The sequence below is a fragment of the Rhodanobacter sp. ANJX3 genome (assembly GCF_014200755.1).
Classification (GTDB): domain Bacteria; phylum Pseudomonadota; class Gammaproteobacteria; order Xanthomonadales; family Rhodanobacteraceae; genus Rhodanobacter.
In genome coordinates this window covers 288,813-308,086 of record NZ_JACHCM010000001.1, presented here as the reverse complement: position 1 = coordinate 308,086, position 19,274 = coordinate 288,813, and the positions used below count along the sequence as shown (strand labels likewise).

General features: G+C 57.2%; 14 protein-coding genes and 2 pseudogenes. 5 read left to right on the top strand and 11 right to left on the bottom strand.

All coding sequences use genetic code 11. From position 1 onward, the window contains the following. Window positions 1-9: 9 nt before the first annotated feature. Genes HDE76_RS01200 through HDE76_RS01185 form a run of 4 tightly spaced genes read right to left on the bottom strand, consistent with a single transcriptional unit; the run spans window position 10 to window position 3,625 of the window. Window positions 10-573, bottom strand: a complete 564-nt coding sequence (locus HDE76_RS01200) for a class I SAM-dependent methyltransferase (protein ID WP_179476532.1) — start codon at window positions 571-573, stop codon at window positions 10-12. Further along, window positions 560-1,300, bottom strand: coding sequence for a PIG-L family deacetylase (locus tag HDE76_RS01195; protein WP_184504917.1), 741 nt, complete (start codon window positions 1,298-1,300; stop codon window positions 560-562). Before HDE76_RS01195 ends, HDE76_RS01200 begins: the two co-directional genes overlap by 14 nt. Then, window positions 1,284-2,441, bottom strand: a complete 1,158-nt coding sequence (locus HDE76_RS01190; protein WP_184504915.1) for an acyl-CoA dehydrogenase — start codon at window positions 2,439-2,441, stop codon at window positions 1,284-1,286. Before HDE76_RS01190 ends, HDE76_RS01195 begins: the two co-directional genes overlap by 17 nt. After that, entirely contained in the window at window positions 2,438-3,625 is a 1,188-nt protein-coding gene (locus HDE76_RS01185) for a glycosyltransferase family A protein (RefSeq protein ID WP_184504913.1), read from the bottom strand. Before HDE76_RS01185 ends, HDE76_RS01190 begins: the two co-directional genes overlap by 4 nt. Window positions 3,626-4,030: 405 nt before the next feature. Here HDE76_RS01185 and HDE76_RS20910 point away from each other — a divergent pair. Both HDE76_RS20910 and HDE76_RS01175 read left to right on the top strand, forming a co-directional pair. After that, window positions 4,031-4,161: pseudogene (locus tag HDE76_RS20910) on the top strand (DUF3606 domain-containing protein). 48 nt (window positions 4,162-4,209) lie between these two features. Further along, a pseudogene (locus HDE76_RS01175) lies at window positions 4,210-4,465 on the top strand (DNA polymerase ligase N-terminal domain-containing protein); the annotation flags it as partial. Between the two features lie 59 nt (window positions 4,466-4,524). Here HDE76_RS01175 and HDE76_RS01170 read toward each other — a convergent pair. The 5 genes from HDE76_RS01170 to lexA form a co-directional block, all read right to left on the bottom strand. Next, window positions 4,525-5,601, bottom strand: coding sequence for a DUF748 domain-containing protein (locus HDE76_RS01170; protein WP_179476527.1), 1,077 nt, complete (start codon window positions 5,599-5,601; stop codon window positions 4,525-4,527). Between the two features lie 227 nt (window positions 5,602-5,828). Continuing rightward, entirely contained in the window at window positions 5,829-8,909 is a 3,081-nt protein-coding gene (locus HDE76_RS01165; RefSeq protein WP_343205648.1) for an error-prone DNA polymerase, read from the bottom strand. Then, window positions 8,906-10,303 (bottom strand): DNA polymerase Y family protein, encoded by a 1,398-nt coding sequence (locus tag HDE76_RS01160; RefSeq protein WP_184504908.1) that lies wholly within the window; start codon window positions 10,301-10,303, stop codon window positions 8,906-8,908. The genes HDE76_RS01165 and HDE76_RS01160 overlap by 4 nt, the downstream gene beginning before the upstream one ends. Window positions 10,304-10,315: 12 nt before the next feature. Beyond that, the gene (imuA, locus tag HDE76_RS01155) at window positions 10,316-10,939 is read right to left on the bottom strand and encodes a translesion DNA synthesis-associated protein ImuA (RefSeq protein ID WP_184504906.1); all 624 of its coding nucleotides are present in this window, start codon (window positions 10,937-10,939) and stop codon (window positions 10,316-10,318) included. Then, complete coding sequence (gene lexA, locus HDE76_RS01150; protein ID WP_184504904.1) at window positions 10,939-11,559, bottom strand: transcriptional repressor LexA; 621 nt, start codon at window positions 11,557-11,559, stop codon at window positions 10,939-10,941. The genes imuA and lexA overlap by 1 nt, the downstream gene beginning before the upstream one ends. Window positions 11,560-12,154: 595 nt before the next feature. Between lexA and HDE76_RS01145 the strand changes: the two genes are divergently transcribed. From HDE76_RS01145 to HDE76_RS01135, 3 genes are all read left to right on the top strand, one after another. Next, window positions 12,155-12,511, top strand: a complete 357-nt coding sequence (locus tag HDE76_RS01145) for a hypothetical protein (RefSeq protein ID WP_184504902.1) — start codon at window positions 12,155-12,157, stop codon at window positions 12,509-12,511. Window positions 12,512-12,690: 179 nt separating this feature from the next. After that, a complete protein-coding gene (locus HDE76_RS01140) occupies window positions 12,691-12,942 on the top strand; it encodes a hypothetical protein (RefSeq protein WP_179476521.1) in 252 nt (83 codons plus the stop codon). Between the two features lie 94 nt (window positions 12,943-13,036). After that, window positions 13,037-13,936, top strand: coding sequence for a YihY/virulence factor BrkB family protein (locus HDE76_RS01135; protein ID WP_184504901.1), 900 nt, complete (start codon window positions 13,037-13,039; stop codon window positions 13,934-13,936). A 423-nt stretch (window positions 13,937-14,359) separates the two neighbouring features. Here the strand turns inward: HDE76_RS01135 and HDE76_RS01130 are convergent, their stop codons facing one another. After that, a complete protein-coding gene (locus tag HDE76_RS01130) occupies window positions 14,360-15,607 on the bottom strand; it encodes a DUF2235 domain-containing protein (protein WP_184504899.1) in 1,248 nt (415 codons plus the stop codon). A 418-nt stretch (window positions 15,608-16,025) separates the two neighbouring features. Then, on the bottom strand, window positions 16,026-18,734 hold the full coding sequence (locus HDE76_RS01125; protein WP_184504897.1) for a protease pro-enzyme activation domain-containing protein: 2,709 nt from the start codon (window positions 18,732-18,734) through the stop codon (window positions 16,026-16,028). Between the last annotated feature and the right edge of the window lie 540 nt (window positions 18,735-19,274).

Below are 19,274 nucleotides of genomic sequence, written 5' to 3'. Positions count from 1 at the left end.
GTGTAACTATCAGGGAAACTGCCAGACATCCAGCCGATAGTTGGCCGTGTCTCGGCGCTCGAGCGAGGTCAGGTTGGCGTGTCTCGCAAACAGTTCGCATGCTTCGTCGGCACCCAACGGGTAGTCCGTTGAGCCAGTCCAATGCACTCCGATGCACACTGCTGAAGGTTTCACCGCTTCAGACAAGCGCTTCGCGAGCTTGAACAACGCTTCGTGCTCTAAGTAATAGAGGACTTCAGATGCAACGACCAGATCCATTCCCTTGCCTAGCCATCCCTCTGGCAAATGCGCCTGGCGGAAGTCGACGCGAAAGCCGGCACATACTTTTTTAGCTTCACTGATCGCTTTCTCGCTAGTGTCAACGGCGATGATACGTTCGCATCTTTCAGCAAGCAGGCGAGTAAGAACGCCAATTGAACATCCGAGCTCAAGACATAGCGAGAACCTGCCAGGGGGAAGCGCATCGATGGTTTTTTGATATTTATCTGCCTCATAGTCACTGTCCCTGAAGCGCCAAGGATCTATTTCTTCCTCGTAGAGCCGTTCGAAGTGCAAATGGTCATACTTTGACATTCAAGAGAACCTCGTAGGGTAGATCGCTGAAGCGCAAAAGACCTTCAGGCAATACAAAAGGGTCAGCCGCGTCGTTGATTAAGGTGCCGTGCTGGCTCTGGTGCTCAACAATGGCTTTTCTTTTTTTTTCGCGGAATTTCTCAATATCAATGCGGCGTCCCTCCGGCATTTCGCTGCCCACCATCTCGTCGGTTACCCAAGTCCAGACCGCATATGCAAGCATTTCTATATTCTGTACACACCGGATTGCGTCTTTCACCATCGCATGGGCGGCTACATGATCGCTGTGGGGATCAGATGCAGCAGGGATGCAAATGACGGCATCGTTGGATTGCTCGACCCAACTCCGGATATTGCTAACAAGGGCGGCCCGCTCCTTGTCCGAAAGTGCTAGCAGACCCGAGTCCGGTGCACCTAAAAATGTCGTGGCCACCTCGCTCAAACCCAGCGCGGCGCAAGCCTTCTTTCCTTCGCTGCGTCTAACGTTTCCCAACCGGTCTGGTGGGTAGAGACGTGATCCTGGGTGGGAACCTTCCCCGTCGGTGAGAAAGAGTACGCGAGGCTTGTTTCCTGAAGCCGCCGCCCACGCAAGTAATCCACCGCATCCCAGGCTCTCATCGTCGGGGTGGGGGGCGACAACGAGGAGATCTCGGTCGCCGATGACTTCCTGCGGCAAAACCAGTGGAAACGACGACATAACGGATGCATAGCTAAACCTCTGCGTCATCGCCACTCCCCGATAAGGTTGCAATGCCTTTAGCGAAAGCGTGCTCCCCCAAGAATTCAAGCAATGCATCGGGCGCGGGCTGACGAAGGTACGTCGTCAGATCGCGAAGAATGCGTTCCCCAGGATGATCGCGACTGAGTAGCTGCAAGCCGATGCCCCGCTGCACTATCTCCATCACATCCAGCAATGACCTCTCCACGACCACGCGCGCCGCATTGGCGTGCTGAATGACTTTTTCGACTGAAGGCCTCTTTGCAGACGCCAAATAAGCCGTATCAAGAATCCACTTTCTCCCTGTTTCGAGCGCGGTAACACAGTGAGCCATCCGTGCGCGTTGATGGGAGTCCGTCGTTCGTCCTCGCCGGACGAGCTCCAAGCGCATTAATTCAACCAACGCCTCTCCAGCGCCCAACTGAGCTGCGAGGAATCGCCACGAGCCACCGGAAAATTGAGGTTGGCTGTGATAGTCGTCGGCCTTTCCGAAAACATGCGAAGACTTGATTATGCCGTCAAACTTCACCGATCGAGTCACCGATGCGCGCATGCCATGCATTGACCACTCAGATGCGTCACCCACCTTGTAAACGATATCCGGCCAGACTATGACCAGGCCCTTCTGCGGGTGACGTGCGGTGACAAGCGGGCGCTGTATGCCGCCGGCTCCTGACGCATAGGCTTTAGGGCCTTTCAGCATTAGACCTAGGCCTTCCTCTTCACAAAGCAGAAGCTCGCCTTCACGCGAGGGTGCATTCCACACCCCAAGCAATCCACCGTCGGAGACGTAACGGCATACGCTATCCCGTTGAGCGGCATTTCCGAATGTCCATAAAAGCTGAAACGCGTTGACATGCCCTTCAAACAGCCGCGCACACGAGAGATGCAGTCCACCTATCGTGCGCAGTAGATTAAAAAGCAGATCGACGCTCTCAGCATGCCACCCTGCGCTTACCCCGCCATAAGCAAAAGGCAAAACGGATTTGAGGCAGCCTGCTTTTTTCAAAATTTCCATGCTGGCCGCGGGAAATGTTTCGGCTAGATCATCTGTTCGAGCGGACAGGCTCAGCTCTTCTCGAACTTTGCGCAACTGCTCGAGCACACTCTTAGTTAATGGCCTGGTTGTGCGGGTCGCTGCTGAAGTCATGCTCGCACTTCGCTCCTTTCAAAGTCCCAAGCATCCTCGTAGCCATCAACCAGGCTCCGTATGATCTCCTGCGCTTTTCTAATCTCGCTAGGCAGCTGGGAGGGCGGAATGGGAACTCTCTTCAACGAAGGCGCCATCCGCTCCAACTTCTGCCAGATGTCATCGAAATGTTTACAGGCACCTGCCTGGATTGCTAGTTGGTCTGCTATTTTAAGGTAGCGAACCCATTCCCCTGCAGCGCTTGGCCATCTCTCGCGATTGATCCATGCTTCGCGTAGACGTTTTCGAAGTGATGCACGCTGGTAGGCTGCCTGCGCCGTTTCGAGACGAGGGTCACATGGCGTGAGCGGCGCCTTGAGCCGGCGACGCAGAGTATCTGCCATTCCTCCCGGCGCTCGTCCGAACAACCTGCCGGATGTGAGTACTCGGGTAGCGCAGTCGTGCCGCACACGTCTGCCTTGTGCTTCCATCATCCCGATGAGAAGCCGGTCCTCTCCGCAGGGCACTATCGGGAAATCGCAGATCCCGCGCAGAGCGTCGACTCGCACTGCGATGTTCGCGCCCGACGCATTGTAGTGTCGAGGCCACGGGTCATGAGGAATGGGATCGACAATCGAATCGAGCTGATCAAGAAGCGACGTATATTGATTCTCGAGAGTCCCTCGGCTATCAAGCAGGGGAATAATATCGTCGCTGTCGTCTGGATTCAGATCCACCTGCCCTGCCACGGCATCGTATCCACCGCGCAGCATCTGGCAGTAGTTGGCTATCCATTGGGGCGGCGCGACGCTGTCGGCGTCCGTCATGAACAACAGTCCAGACTTTTCGTGGAGGAGTTCGATTGCTGCGTGGTTTGCCATACGGCGCGCAAAACCCGCGTTTCTACGTGTCTCGGGAAGTCGAGCGTGATACGCGGTTACCGCAATTCGAAAACTTTCGAGATTCCGGAGGACGAACTCATAAGTGCCGTCCGTACAACCATTAGCCATCAAGACGACGCGGACCTGACCCCTTCCTATCAGTAAGCCGGAAGAGTCGCGCTGTTCAGACAGCGCCTCCACGCATCGGCCAACGCGTTCAATCTCGTCACATACGGGTATAGCAATACAGATGAGCGGGCGCGGATGTTTTTGGGCTATGCGATTGGACTTGCAGTCAATCAACAACTTTTCCAATTGGCTCATGGCGCGCTTGTGAGAGCGCATAAGACCCAACGCGTTCCCGCGTAAAGCGTCTTCGGTGCCGCTATTAAGAGTTGGCTTGGCGGCGCGGCTCATTTGGGTTTGCACTGGCGATCCCTCCTATTCGCAGAGAGATTTTTAAACTTTGACCATCAATCGGCGGTGATGCAGTCGTATATCGGGCGTTCACGCAAGAGGGATAGAGAGAGCCTGTTGGCACATTGACTCGCACTCTGACGTACTTGGCGCGCGCCATTCTCCGCCGAACTGAACTAGACAGCTGGCGTCTAAACTCACCCTTTTTTTCCGACGACCCGGGTCGTGGGCTGCGGATTGGCTCCAACTTGACGGGTGTTTCACTGGGGCGCTGCTACCTGTAAAAGCACCCAGCGACGAAGGAGTACACCCCTGAGCGATGACAAATCTAAAGCAGGCAGTGCCGATCGCCAGTGCGTCAACGTCAACGAAACCTATGAATTGCGCGACTGGGCTAAAAAATGGGGGGGTCGGAACAGCAAGTTTGCGACGCTGTCGCATAAGTCGGCGTCATGGCGGATGACGTTGAGCGCGAGCTGAAGAAGTGAATCGTGTCACTCGCTCTTTATAAGCGGAAGCGGCAGTTCGATCACACTCCCGAGCCGAAAACCGAACGGTCGGCAAAAGGGTTCGCGCCCAATTTTCGTTGTGCAGCTTCACCATGCGAGCCGGCGGCACTACGACTTCCGGTTACAGGTAGGCGACATGCTGAAAAGCTCGGCATGTCCGAAGGGTCCCAGCTTCGATCCGGCAGTAAAGCGGCTCGCCGTTGAAGTCGAAGACCATCCTCTTTCTTACGCCACATTTACCGCGTATTTTAGTGGCTATGGGATAGCCTGCCCTAAGCATCGCACGTCGCGCGAGGCTTATTTTTGACCAGGGTCGGGGCTTAGGTGTTCAAAATTTGGTTCATACGCTTTGACAAACGCATTGCGAAGCACCGCAACGATAGCTTCTGAAACGCTCAAGCTTTTCTGGTCTGTGCGGCCGCTGATGGGCACACGCGTGGCGAACTGATCTTTGTCGTGGTTCTTGAATATGGATGTCACGCCTTGCAACGTGGCAGACCATGCCACCTGGATCGGATTTTTGTGCTCCTGTTCGACATCTTTTTTCCAGCTGAATATTTTCAAATCGTGGAATAAAGGCTTGGCATAGCCGGACAATTGCTGGTTTCGCGCCGCGAGCTGCATTACGAAGTCCCCCTTCCCGCTGGCAAAGTCGAAACCGCCATACGCCCGCGCCAGGTCATTCGCCTTAGTTAGATCTATGGAGAGCACTCTCAGTTCGAACGAGAAATTACCTTTAGTAGACAGTGGATCAAAGTCGCCTTTGAAGGTCAGGGGCGCCTGTCCGAGAATATCGGCGCGCACCTCTGCCGTCGCCACGACGTCCCCTTGATTACGGGAGGCGTTGGATAGATTGGTGAGCGTGCCGTTGACCTTCGTCGCTTTCAGGTCGACGCGCGGGCTCGATACAAAGTTTTGGAACGTCACCGTGCTGTTGTGAATATTCAACTCGTCAATACGGATGGGGGTGAGCGCCTCCATCTGCGCGCGCCAATCGGTGCCTTTGCCAGTTTGTGACGCCCCTTTTCCACCGCCGTCGACGAAATTAAGCGAAGAATCAAAGAAATCAATTTTCGAACGCACAACGCCATGCGTCAGTGCCCTCCAGCTGACAGCGATGTCGATGCGCGACGCTTTGAGAAACGGGACGGGCACCTTTCCCTCTACGTTCTCAATAACCATCCCGTCCATGGAGTAAGCACCGCGCCATAAATGGATATCGATAGCGGCGACGTGCCCTTTATAGGACCCCATGTTGGCCAGCCGCCGGTTCACATAGCTCAGGGCAAAGTGCGCCAACGCCAGCCGCAGGACCAGCAACAAAACGACCAATGCGGCAAGGGACCACAGGCCGACTCGATAACGGGTTCTCATGGCTTGGCGCCTCCGGCGATAGTTCTGAAGCTTTCCAAACGTACCGTCATGTGGACGTCAAACGAAGTTAGGGAGCCGTACCCTGCGTCAGCCTCCCTTTCTCTTGTCCGCTGTGCCATACGCCGAGGGAAAGCGTCCTCCAGCAACCACGGTGATGGCACCTGAATTTTTCATTGTCCCGAATTCACTAAGTTTGGTACCCGACCGTGATCATGGCGGGTATCGATTTAGTGAAAGTCCCTTGAGCGAGTATCGAGAGTTCCTAGCAGATGGGTTAGGTCGCGCAAATGATGCGCGATCAAGTGACACACGCCGTCCTGCACTTCCCACTGCCCATCGATCGCCAATAGTTGGCTTTCCAGCAGAACACGGTGCTGCAATTCAGCAATCTTTCTCCACACCACCACATTGACCATCCCGTATTCGTCTTCAATGGTCACGAATGTCACCCCACTCGCCGTAGCGGGCCGCTGTCGCATGGTGACCATTCCGGCCACGCGCACGTAGCTTTTGTGTGGGCGGGTATGAAGGGTCCTGCTATCAACGCAGCGCGAGGCATTTAGCCGGGCGCGAATCTGACGAAGCGGATGCGACCCGAGCGTGAGCCCCGTGCGCGCGTAGTCAGCCAGAGTGTTTTCCGCCTGCGTCGGGGCAGGCAAAAGCACCGCCTCCTCCTTTGGACTGCCGTTGCCAAACAGCGGCAGTTGTTTTTCAACGCCCGACGTGGCCCAACGTGCACGGTGTCGGTTGCCGGCTAATCCGCGTAATGCGGACGCATCGGCGAGCAATTCCTGGTGTCGCTTGTCAAGGCCGGCGCGCGCGCAGAGGTCGGGAATGTCATCGAAGGGTCGGACCGCGCGAGCAGTTTCAATGCGTAACGCGATCGCCTCGCTAAACCCGCGCACTTGTCGAAATCCCAGCCGAATGAGTGGTGCCCCGTCGGCATGACGAGGGTCATTTTCCAAGGTGCAATCCCAATCGCTGTAGCGCACATCCACCGGGTAGACGCGGATCCGATGGCGCTGGGCGTCCTGGACGATCTGACTGGGCGAATAAAACCCCATAGGCTGGCTGTTCAACAGCGCGCACGCAAACGCCGCCGGTTCGTGCGCCTTGAGCCAGCACGAGGCGTAGACGATCCCGGCAAAGCTCGCCGAATGGGATTCGGGAAATCCGTAGGACCCAAACCCTTTGATCTGCTCAAACAGCTGCGCTGAAAACTCAGCGGTATATCCCCGCTCGAGCATACCGGTCATGATCCGTTCGCGATGCTTTTCCATGCCGCCATGGCGCTTCCACGCGGCCATCGCGCGGCGCAGCTGGTCGGCTTCACCCGGGGTATAGCCTGCAGCCACGATGGCTAGCTTCATCACCTGTTCCTGAAACAGCGGCACGCCCAGGGTCCGCTCAAAAACGGCCTTCAAATCTTCGGATGGATAAGTCACTGGCTCTTCACCGCGGCGACGCTGTAGATACGGATGCACCATGTCGCCCTGAATCGGACCCGGCCGAACAATGGCTACCTGGATGACCAGGTCGTAGAACGTCGCGGGGCGGTGCCGGGGCAGCATCGACATCTGCGCCCGGCTCTCGATCTGGAACACCCCCAAGGTGTCGGCGCGCTGGATCATGGCGTAGGTCTGGGGATCTTCCGGTGGCAGCGTGGCCATCGTGTAATCCTGCCCGCGGTGACTCCGTAGCAGTTCCAGGCATTTGCGCACGCAGGTCAACATGCCCAGCGCCAAGCAATCAACCTTGAGCAAATTCATGGTGTCCAGATCGTCCTTGTCCCACTGGATAATCGTGCGATCCGGCATGGACGCGTTTTCCACCGGCACCAATTCACTCAACGGGGCATCGGCGATGACGAAACCACCGACGTGTTGGGACAGGTGTCTTGGCTTGCTGAGCAGTTCGCTAGTCAGCCGAATGACACGCCGGATGACGGCGCTGTCCGGATCAAAGCCGCGTTCGCGCAAATGATCGGAGATATCCGCCTCGCCGTCCCACCAAGCAAAGACACGGCTGAGCTGGTCAATCTGGTCGAGCGGCAATCCCAAGGCCTTGGCGACATCGCGCACGGCGCTCTTGCCGCGGTAGCAAATGACCGTCGCGGCCAAGGCCGCGCGCTCGCGCCCGTACTTGCCGTAGATGTACTGGATGACCTCTTCGCGGCGTTCGTGCTCGAAGTCGATGTCGATGTCCGGAGGTTCGTTACGCTCCTTACTGATAAAACGCTCAACTAGAAGATTCATGCGAGCCGGATCGACCTCGGTGACGCCGAGCGCAAAGCACACGGCGGAGTTCGCCGAGGACCCCCTACCCTGGCAAAGAATCCCCTGGCTTCGCGCGAACCGCACGATGTCGTGGACCGTCAGAAAGTAGGACTCGTACTTGAGTTCTTCGATCAATGTCAGCTCGTGTTCGATCTGCTGACGAACCTTGTCCGCACCCCCTTCTGGCCATCGCCAGCGCATCCCGGTTTCGGTCAGCTGGCGCAACCAGCTGGCCGCTGTATGTCCGTCGGGCACTAGCTCGGCGGGATAGCGATACTGCAACTCTTTCAATGTGAATGTGCAACGTCGCGCGATAACGACGCTTTCTTCTAGCAAGTGTTTCGGATAGATCGATGCGAGTTTGGGCAACGCGCGCAGGTGACGCTCACCGTTGCGCGCCAGCACCGCGCCGGCCTCGGCAATCGGCAAGCGATGACGAATGGCCGTGAGCGTGTGCTGCAGTGCCAGGCGCTTGCGGATATGCATGTGGACGTCACCTGCGGCGACCATCGGAAGGTTGAGCACGCGGCTCGCCTGCCCGAGTTCACGCAGACGTCGGGCGTCATCGGGTCCGTGATGTAGTTCGACAGCGAGCCACGCGCGTCCCCCAAACTGATCGCGCACCCATCGGCCCTCCTCCATCGCCACATCAAACCCGGGTATCCAAAGCACCAACGTGCCAAGCAGCCCATCCTCAATATCGGCACGCTCCAGCCGATACGTGCCTTTTTCCGAGGCACGCCGACCTTTGGTGATGAGCTGACACAAACTGATGTAGCCCTGTCTCGTCTCGCACAGAACAACGAGCTTAGGACCATCGGTCAACTGGATCTCACTGCCGACAATCAGCGGTACATCAGTGTCGCGCGCTGCCTCGAAGGCGCGCACGATGCCGGCCAGTGAGCACTCGTCGGTGATGGCCAATGCGTCGTACCCACAGATCTTCGCGCGATCAAATAGCTCGCGCGCACTCGAGGCGCCGCGTCCGAACGAAAAGTCCGACAGGCAGTGCAGCTCCGCATACCCGCTCACGCAAACCAACCGTGGATCATCCAGCCTGATTGTTCGCCCGGCGGGCAGAATGCCCACGCATGCTGACCCAATGACGTCTCCACCACGTAGTAATCGCGGCATACCTCGCCGTCGTCCCACCAGCCGGTTTCCAGGCGCTCAGGGCCCGACAGAATCAGCGGCTCGTACCCACGTAAAGGAATGGGCCGCTCCAATAACCACGTCGGCCGAGGGTGCGCTTCGATCGCTACGTCTGCGCTGGCCGCGATTTGTTGAGCGCGCTCCGGCCGTGGATCGGTCGTGCTGCCCAAGCCATAAACCGCACCATCTCCCAGACGGGCACGCAGACGCTCGCGCAACTGTGCAAACGGCAGCGCGTTGGCGGGCCGCTCATCGAAGAGATCGCGTCCTGCGGGCACGAACGCGGGCAGATCGCGCGCGATCAGTCTCAACGCCAGCACCGGTTCGGTGAGCGTCACGTGCTCCAGGCGGCCGCGGGCAAACTCGAACAGCATGGCTGAGTCGCGCTCGGCAGCGAGCAGGCCTACGACCACGTCGGTGTTGCGATCATCGCGGTGTTCCAGCCGCAAGAGGAACCGCTGGACCCCGCCATCGCGCCCGGCCAGATACGCAGCCAGGTCACCCGTCATGCGGCGAACCGGAAACACCAGCATGGCGAGATTTTCGACCTCGTGAACCAGCTCAATCCTCAGATCAAACACATCGGGCGGTCGGAAGCTGTCGAGCCCGGACGGCAGATCGCCGGTCACACGGTCCATGCTTGCCAGAAGCTCTGCGCCGAAGCGCCGGCGCAGGCCATCTCGAGGAAGCGCCAGAAGTTGACCAAAGGTGCGTACGCCCATCCCCGGCAAGCTCGATGCCGAGACGGGAAGCCGGCTTTTCTGGATGGGCACGCGTCGCAGCGCGTTTATCAAGGTGTCTCGGGTCAGGACAGCCAACCCGTCACTGGCACCGGCCAAAATGTAGGCGGCATGGGGCGTCGGTGCCGCCGCAATGCGGTGGCGGAACCCGAGCTCCTCCAGGTCGGCCCGCAGCATAGCTTCAAGGCGTGGCCAAGGGCCAAACAGCCCCATGCTCTTGCTGACTTCCAGCACGATGGCATGGGGCAGCAAACAGACTTCGGAGCTATAGCGGTAAGCCACCGCGGCCAGAAAACGGTGCCATTTCTCGACCCCGTCCGGGTCATACGGAACCGCATCGAATTGCGCCAGAAGTGCGTGGGCGGCGGTCAGCCTCTGACCGACGTGCAAACCCGATGCGCGCGCCGCGTCATTGGCGGCGACCACGGTCCGCGCGTTGACGGGTCCGTCGACGAGCACCAGCGGCCCATCGACGGGCCGGCGTCGGAGGATCCCATCCAGCGCCAGATGTGGCAGCAATAGACACGCCCACATAGCCGGCCGCCATCAATGCACGTGGCGCGAAAGGGGAACGGGCTGGCTCGGCGCATTGCCACCCCGACATTTGCGCACCCAGATCTGAGCACGCGGCGTCGCTTCCAGTTCCAGCCGCAGGGCCGCAGGCGACGCATTCGACAGATGACGACGGTCGCGAAAGGCCAGCGCGAGCGCTCGGCCCGTGTCGGCGGCAACCTGAAGGCGCCTCAGCGAGCGATCGTCGGCGTGATGCGGCCAGACCAGGACCGCTGAGCAGCTGCCCGACCGCAGGCACTGTTCGGTCGCCCAGAGCACGTCCTTGTCGGCCGCAGCGACAATTTCAACGCGGCGCATGTCGACGCCCCGCTGCTGCCAGCCGGCGACGCACGGCACATAGGGCGGCGCGACAATCACGACGCTGCGCTTGCCTTGGGTCAGCCGCGCGAGGGTGGGCAACACCAGCTGGAGCTCACCGACGCCATCTGCAGGCAGCAGGATTTCCGACAGTGCCGCGTCCGGCCAGCCACCGGCCGGCAGAATCGCGTCCAGAGCCTTCCAACCCGTCGGCTGATCGCCAGCCAGTGCAGGTGCCTCCCGGCTCCTCCAGACCTGGCGACCTTCCAGTAAGCTCGACAGTGCGACAACGGCGGCCATCAGCTGCGCCTCAACAAACCTGCGAACAAGCCTTCAATGGCGAAGTCTTCGGTGGGATCCGGATCAATCGGGTGGTAGCCGGGGCTATTGGGTAACAACCGGATCACTTCGTCTTTCCAATACAGCCGTTTGATGGTGAAACGATCGCCACCCACACGCGCAGCCACCACCTGGCCGTGGCGCGCCACCGGCGTGGCATGCACCCCCACCAAGTCACCGTTGAGGATGCCTTCATCGCGCATCGAATCGCCGATCACCTCGACCAGGTAATCCGGTTGGAGCTGGAACAGCCAGCGTGACACCCGCAATGTCCGCTCCACTCGCTCTTCTGAAAAGATGGGCTCGCCCGCGGCGATGCGCCCCACCAAGGGCAGCTCCATGGTGTCGGCATCAAGCGGGTCGGCTTCGTGGACCAAACGGATCCCACGAGCCTGATTAGGCTGGATAGTCAGCCGCCCTTTGGCTTCCAGGGACCGGACGTGTTTGAGGACCGAACTGACCTGACCGATGCCCAAAGCGTCGCCGATCTCATCCAGCGTCGGAGCCTGGCCGCGGCGCTCGATGTGGCTATGGATGAAAGCCAATATGTTGGATTGGCGGCTGGTCAGTTGAATGGTCATGACTATTAGTTTTCGCCTAAATGGGCGAAAATGGAAGCGGCAAAAAAGCCACCGGCAAGATCAAAGAGTTAGGTCTGGAATCCAAGTGAGGCACCCACATGGTTCAGCGGGAGGATGCCCAAGAGCGGTCTCAGGGCCTGAGATGGCTCCGTGATCCACTCATGACCGACGCACTGACCTGTCACACAGCGTTGGTGAGACTTGCCGGTATATCGTCCACGAACGCCCAGGAGCGCCGAAACCCCTGTGCTACCGCGCGCAAACATCGGCGCGTGGCTGAATCCGGATCCGAACGACCTACTAAGCCAATACGCCGTTCTGAATCGACGTGTGCGGCCCTTTTACGAACATTAGTTGGTAAAGCCCGAAAATTGATCCCTCCTATATTCCCTCACCTGCAGGGTGTCCACTTCCGACGATGCTAATGAGATCCCAGCCCTTGCCACATACGAATGATCCAAGTTCCCACCAGTTTTCAGATGGTCCGGTAACTTCCATGTCTTGTCCTTCTGCCGCATATGCGGACCCATCAGCTTCCCTTTCCTCTCGCAGCACGCTTGCGAAGCGGACACGGCTAAAGACATGGGCCGCCATCATGCTGCTGGGTATCAGTGCAAGCGCACTTTGCGCGCCGACGGCTCCGTTCTTTGACGGGGTTCTCCACGCCCGAAGTCCGCACGGTGTTTACACAGAACTCCGGTTTGAGCCTCATCGCCTGATCGCGCAGGTGCATGGGCCTCGAACATGTGTCTTGCACGCCCACCTTGTGCACGGCGATCCGCATGTCAGCCACTACGCGATCGAAACGCCTCAGGGCGGACATTTTTGCGACGAACTGGTCGACGGAGAAATCGTCATCCACCCACATTCACCGATCGACGTAATGGCTGAATTCAAGTCACCGCGTATGCGTTGGTCAGGTGAGTTTGACCGCTACATGCCAAGGCGCTGATTCGTTTTACCATCCAGGCCCGATATTTTCGAACGGATCCCAGGGAATACCAGAGGGCTCGCCCGTGTTTTTATTTGCCAACTTACAGCTGACTTCGCGCTATGCCCCTCGTCAACATACAAATCCAATGTTTTGATGCCCCCTCTCCCTCCTCGTGGGAAACGGGCACGCGCCAGTGGGTGACCGCCATTCTCAATGATGAGCCGCCGGCAGCCTGGACCGAGTTGTTCGACAGAGAGGTCGCTCAGAGAGGTGGAGACCTCGCGGAAAGCGAACCAATGATCAAAAAAAACACAATTGTTTTTTTCTCCGCGCCCGATAACGCCAGAAATCTCGCAGGTTTGTTTCGCGAGCTCACGGTAGCGGTCAATATCGCTTATGCGGCGACGTCCCTTACAATCGCTTCCAAGGACAAACCCTTCGCTCCGTAGGGCAACTGCCACGGCACGAGCGAGAGCGTTCCGCGCCTTTGCTCTCTTTCGTTTCGGCCCATTGACCCGACCGTAGGCAGCGTACTTTTTCACCATGGCCAACTTACCTACTGAAAAGATTTCACCGGAAAACGATCGGCATCCCAATCGCCCATTGCTATGGCGTGTGCTGCTACGAACGTTCAATGGTTTTTTCGATCATGACGTCTTGTCCCTGTCTGCATCGCTTTCGTTCTACACGCTGTTGTCATTCGCCCCGCTGCTCTTGCTCGGTGTCTGGTTGACTTCGACGGTAGGCTACGACGTGCGCCAGACGCTGCTCGACCAGATCGGTAAGCTCGCCGGGTCCGAGGCGCGAACGACCGCTGCAGCGGTGTATGCCAGCGCCAACCAGCATCCTTCAATCGGAACCTTCGCTGGCATTATCGGTATCGTCGTCTCGGTGGTGGGTGCCACCACCGTGTTTGCTCAGTTGCAGATCTCGCTGAACCTGATCTGGGGTATTCGGGCGCATCCGGGTAACGCAGTCTGGGGATGGCTGCACAGGCGTGTGTTGTCCGTCGGGGTCATCGCGGCGACAGTTTTCGTCATGGTGGTGTCACTACTGGTGAGCTCACTGATCGGCATGCTTCTACCGCTCAAAGGCTCGGTATGGGACGTTCTCAATCAGGTCATCAGCACGGCGGTGCTCGCGGTCCTGTTCGCCTTGCTCTTCCGGTATCTGCCAGACGCGCGTCTACCCTGGCGCCGCGTGACCTGGGGCGGCGGGGTCACGGCCCTGCTGTTCGCCCTAGGCAAATGGGTGATTGGGATTTACCTCTCCAGCGATAACATCGGCGGTGCCTACGGCGCAGCTGGCTCCCTGGTAGTGCTGCTGGTGTGGGTGTATTACTCCGGCGCGATCTTCTTCTTCGGCGCCGAAGTAGTTCACGCCTGGGCGCTGGAGCGCGGCGACCATGTGCAGCTCAGCCAGCACACCGAACGGCGAGACTGAGTGGGACATTTGACCCACAGCTTGATGGCAACCTCGAAATGTTGTCGCGTTTCGGTCGATCAAGCAAAAACTAACGCGCGCACAAGCGACGTTAAGCCCCAGCCTCACATTTAGGTCAGCAGACGGAACGCCAGCATGCTGCGCAGCGTTGGCTTTAATTGATATGACATAGGCATGATCGCCCCTCGATGCGGTGACGGACAAACCGATGTCGGCGCATACGGGTTCTAGCCCGTTTTTGCGCAGATTTCAAAGAAAGCCATTGACTTACTCCACTGGCATAGCCAATAGACCGCCGTCTCGCTCGGAAAGCTAACCCAAAGCGGTTGGTCGCGACGGGCAGAAATGGATCGGAACAAGCCGCCCGCCCTACCCCCGATAACGCTTCCTAATCACTTCGCCAGGCATTCGCGTAGCCCTCCCCTATTCCTCCCGCACCACTGTCTCTGGCCATTGAACCACCTTGTAGTTGGATGGCAAATTCACAGGTCGGTAGCCTGGTAGCCGCTCAATCCGCTCGAACACTGTTCGGTGAATGAACGCCCCTTCCGGGATGAAACGTGGCTCGGCGCGTGGCAAGTACCATCCGAGCACCGAACGGCGCTCCTTCCACTCCCTCCACTTGGAATTCTTGGGCAACCATTCGAGGGGCTTCCATCCGGCCGTCATCGACACGTGCAGCTCTCCCGTTGCATCTGGAGCTACATAGCTATGATTGCTGCCCTTCCTCGGGTGACCAAGAACGAGATGATTGACCATGGCACGATTGATAAGGAGGCCTTTGGCATGGGCCTCTTCGATCATCCAAAGAAGTGGATACTTTGAAAGGCCGCTTTCGGACTCGGGATAGCCTCCACCGACATCAGCATGGACACCGGCGAACCAAACTTGAAGGATATCTTGAGGGATTTCCGAAACGGGGTTAAAGGGAAATGGTCGATACGCTTGCCCCTCCTTCCAGGCATTCAGCCTAAACATGCGTCTACGCTCATCGATCGCCATCGCTTGTCGAAAAATCTTGACGCTTGAATTCGTCCTCGTGAAACGCAGTGTTTGCAGGTCGGGCAGAAACTTTTCTTTGCGAGGAGTGATGACTGACGCAACCGTATCCCATACCCCAACAAACTCGATACGGATGGTCTTTCCGCCCGCGACCCGGCTGAAATGCCACGCGGCCTCAAGCTCTGGGCTTCGATTTCCGTTGCCGGCTTCAGTCGCGGAGTTACCGATTTCCCAACGATTTACGCGCTGGCTATCGCCGCTTGATTTCTTGAAGGCCGTCAGAGCGTATCCGGCCAGATTCAGTTGATCAGGTCGCAGGAGACCTATGACATGGAGAAAGGCGGCGAGAACGCGAACTGTGTAGGCGCCGCGGCTGAATCCGAAGAGCCAGATTTTGTCGCCCTCTTCGTAGGTTTGGCTCAAGAAGCGGTAGGCGCCCAGTACATCGTCATCGAGCCCATAGCCGGTGGCTAGACCAAATACACCAAGCGCCTCTTGCTTGAAGCGCTGCCAGGCGTTTTTCTGGCCAATAGTCCCGATGCCTGGATTGTAGTAAACGCGTTGGCGATCGCCCTTTTCGAGAATTCGGTAAAGCTTGAGCACGTTCGAAATGGTGTTGTCGATCTGATTGCCGGTGCCGTCACAGCAAATGACAATATTTTTCGACATTAGGCCTCCGATTGTTCTTCGCCTCACACATTGCGCCGGCGCCCAAGCTAGCCGGTCCTATTCTGCATCGAATGGTTCTTTCCGCACCCAACGCACTTGCGGTATGGCCAACGTCCCGGGCGTTCAGAGCTGAGCAAGCACCCACAGACAAAAAAACCATTGCCGCCGCCGTGCTCCCAGCGCCAAATCCGAATGCTCTGGTACGAGATGCACGAAATATGTCTGCTTGCGTCAAAAGCAAACCACGGCTCTAGCCAGATAACAGCGGCTTATCGGATCGATTACTAAATCCCCCTCCCTCGCGGAGGAGAGGGTAAACACATCGCGATGGTCGATCAACGACATTAGGCGTCAATCCTCGAAGTCCCGTCTAACGAAATGTCTCTAGTCAACGATACAAAGTCAGCACGCTTGCCATCTACTGAATGAGACCTTTGCACACATAACCGCCCGTGACCGCCACGCACTGTCGATGAGTCTGATCGCACACTTGGCAGGTCTTCAACGGCGGCGGTGGTGGCGGGATGACATGGATGGGGCATTTGCCCGAACCGTTTGGAATGGAAAAGCCCTGGCAATTCGCGGTCCCCGGCGTACACGCCGTGACATAACTCGATGCATTGGGCTGCTCCTGCCCGCTAAAGCTCGTACCTGATTGCTGCAACTGCCCATTGACAGAAAAGTTGACCGTCATAGGGCAGGTGATTTGATATCCCTCATAGCCGCCCTGCGCGGGACAGCCTTTTTCAGCAAAACTACATTTCGTATTGGCTCCCCCCATGCAGATGGGGCCATAGCTGATCTGAGTGTTTCCATCACCCAGATTGTCCCAAACACGCACATAGACCATATGGCAGCCGGGTGCGAACGGGATCTGGATCGAACCACCACTGGGTGAACCGACCACTTGGGGACCGTCCCAGAAGGGGCTTCCAGTGCCCGGCGACGGCTCGGACTTTGGGTCGCCTGGGTCACGATCAGAATAAGCCGTATAGCCAGCAATACCTCGGTTGGCCCCATTGAACTGAAAGTCCACGGTGACCGGACCGGTATAGAGCGTGTCAAGTTGCGCTCCGCTGAAAGATACGATGGGTGGTGTCGATCCATTTGAAAGCAAATAGTAGTTAATGGCCCAAGCGAGCTGCATCATGTTGACCGAGCCAAGCCCAGTCGCCAAGTCATACCCGCGTGCAGCTTGATAGCCGTTGCTTTGACCATTCGCGTTGGATCCTTGCTCGATGTCGTAGAACGGATTGTGCGGTTGGTGAACAGTGGCAAAGATAATAGGACCTGCTCTACCGAGGGGCGCGCAAGGCGCGTCGTGATATGTACCGCAAATGTTTCCAAGCGTAAGTAGGTATGAATTTTCCTGCGCGAAGAAGCCGGCTAATTCAGGAGCAACGATGCTCGATCCTGTCGCAAAGCATCCCGCTCCATTGCCCTTACATTTGCCATAGCTGTAGTAAATACTTTGCCCCGCCCCCTGACCAGCCAGGTTCGGCGAGGCGTTCAGTGACATATCGGGAATCGCTCGTCGATTGCTCGGGCAGCCCGTATTGTTCCAAGCCGTCGCGGGAAAGGTATTGTTACTGCATCCCCCACCACCGCCGCCGCCGTTGTACGTTGGATTCACTTTGGCGCACGCATTCCCCGACCAGGCATTTTCTGATGAAAAGGTGCCATCGGTGTTTAGAATAAGCGTGGAGCCGCCAGCAGCGACGACGTTTGGGTCCGTCGCAGGGTATTGAACCACATTGGTAGTGTTGCATCCGTTGCCGCCGTAGTAGTCCACCCCCGTGTCGCCCGCAGCAGCAACAATCGTCCAACCAAGCGCCGTCATCGCATTGGTGATGTCGGTAAAATCGCCTATGGATGGCGTCCCCAATCCGCCATATCCAGACTCAGCCGCTCCGAAGCTGGTCGATGCGACGCGGGCCTTGTCGTCGGTAAAAGCTGCCTCCCACGCATTCAGTTGATCAGACAGCTGCGTGCCGCCACCTTCGTATACATGGATCGTTGCCGTATCAGAGTTGGCACCTTTGCTATTAGACATAGCCCCAGCCCATTCCGTATCTATCGTCATTTCATCATCGCAGCAGGCCGGGCCATCAATGGCGACATTTTCAATAACTTCGGCCAGACCATACTGTATGAAAAATTTATTCACATCGTTGGGGTCTGCCTTATTTTCACCAATAATGGCGATCGATGTTTCGGGCGGTGAGCCGGTGGCCAAATGGGCAGGATTGCAGCAATGGCTGAATTTCGCCAAGCCGTCGTAGTTATAGGCACTCTCACTCCATATATCTGACGGGACGTATGGATTAGATTGCGTGCGGATGTCCGCAGGCTTTGCTGAATTCATCGTGGCCGAGATCTTAGGCGTAACCACGTGACCGTGGACGGAGCCTTGAGCATCCCCACGCAAGACCGTGCGACTGATGAATGGCTCCGTGCTGACGCGTGGCGTATCTATCGGCGACGAATGGCCCTGGTCTTGCGACAGAGGAAGCACCTGCTGCATCGAATTAAGGCCCAATATGTCAGCGATTTTTGGCGCTATTTCCGACGAGATGGTAGGCCTCTTGTCATTTGCGTAATAGACATTTCCATTCAAGCTGTACTTGCCAAGTTTTACGCCGAGAAGCGTATTGACCTGTCCGACTGTTCCTTGGATCACAATCGCATGATTGGACGGCCATCGTTGGACTTCAGAAAGACCGCCTGCGCGCGCCCACGCTTCGACGGACTCGACATCAGCGTCTGAAGCCATAAAACGTGATTTCAACTGGTCGAAGGTAAGAAAGCGATGGAAGGTTGGGGAAGCAGGGTCGCTTACTTGGTCAATAAAGCTTGCAAGCTCACTGCGATGTGGCATGACGACGATCGTCAGCCGAATGGGAATGGTCGCCGGCAGATCTGCAGCCCGAACTGCGTGACCGGAAGCTACATCGGCTGGAAGCGATCCCACCAAAGCCATAGAGGGTACGACATTGGTCGCGACAGGCTTACTATCTGACGATGAAGAAGCCGCCGACGTTTTCATTCTATTCAATGGATTGGAATATCCAGTGCTACAGAAACATGTAGCGATGAATGCAATGACAATTTTAAAGGCAATGTTCATTAGTCACTCCCTTGTCAACGCATGGAACATCCGAAGAAAAATACACTCTGTGGCCGTACTTACTGTGCGGTTGCAAAAAATTTTAAGAATTGAACAAGACAAAATAAAAACAGATCATTTGATCGCAGTGCTTGCGTCGTCAAATTTTCAACATTACTAATCGATACCACTTTAACCTTGTGAAGCGAGCTCAGTCGCGCAGCGTTACGAGTTCCTTCCGTCGCGCTTTCCGATTGTATGCAAGCGTATTCATGCCTTCGGTTCCCACGTATTCAAATAGTCAAATGTGCGTCATGAAAATCGGGCGGCATATGTCCCGCTGGCCCCTTCCTAGGGCAGCATTCATAGGCGATTCTGTACTCCCCGAACCATGCCGCAGCGTCCGTTGGCGCATCGGAAAAATCTTTCCGGACAACGTTTACCACCTTTCCGCTCGCTGAAATTGTGGACCCGTCCTCACTTATCTGTGGTCTTTGCGCTTGAGGCATGCTCTGAAAGCGTCCGCGTCGGGTCGGCAGCAGTCCCTCCCTAGTATTGATA

Bases quoted from the DNA above. Each gene is read 5' to 3' on its own strand.
- HDE76_RS01170 (WP_179476527.1), bottom strand. From the start codon at position 5,601: ATGAGAACCCGTTATCGAGTCGGCCTGTGGTCCCTTGCCGCATTGGTC.
- HDE76_RS01200 (WP_179476532.1), bottom strand. From the start codon at position 573: ATGTCAAAGTATGACCATTTGCACTTCGAACGGCTCTACGAGGAAGAA.
- HDE76_RS01125 (WP_184504897.1), bottom strand. From the start codon at position 18,734: ATGAACATTGCCTTTAAAATTGTCATTGCATTCATCGCTACATGTTTC.
- HDE76_RS01190 (WP_184504915.1), bottom strand. From the start codon at position 2,441: ATGACTTCAGCAGCGACCCGCACAACCAGGCCATTAACTAAGAGTGTG.
- HDE76_RS01160 (WP_184504908.1), bottom strand. From the start codon at position 10,303: ATGTGGGCGTGTCTATTGCTGCCACATCTGGCGCTGGATGGGATCCTC.
- HDE76_RS01135 (WP_184504901.1), top strand. From the start codon at position 13,037: ATGGCCAACTTACCTACTGAAAAGATTTCACCGGAAAACGATCGGCAT.
- imuA (WP_184504906.1), bottom strand. From the start codon at position 10,939: ATGGCCGCCGTTGTCGCACTGTCGAGCTTACTGGAAGGTCGCCAGGTC.
- HDE76_RS01195 (WP_184504917.1), bottom strand. From the start codon at position 1,300: ATGACGCAGAGGTTTAGCTATGCATCCGTTATGTCGTCGTTTCCACTG.
- lexA (WP_184504904.1), bottom strand. From the start codon at position 11,559: ATGACCATTCAACTGACCAGCCGCCAATCCAACATATTGGCTTTCATC.
- HDE76_RS01145 (WP_184504902.1), top strand. From the start codon at position 12,155: ATGCTGCTGGGTATCAGTGCAAGCGCACTTTGCGCGCCGACGGCTCCG.
- HDE76_RS01130 (WP_184504899.1), bottom strand. From the start codon at position 15,607: ATGTCGAAAAATATTGTCATTTGCTGTGACGGCACCGGCAATCAGATC.
- HDE76_RS01185 (WP_184504913.1), bottom strand. From the start codon at position 3,625: ATGAGCCAATTGGAAAAGTTGTTGATTGACTGCAAGTCCAATCGCATA.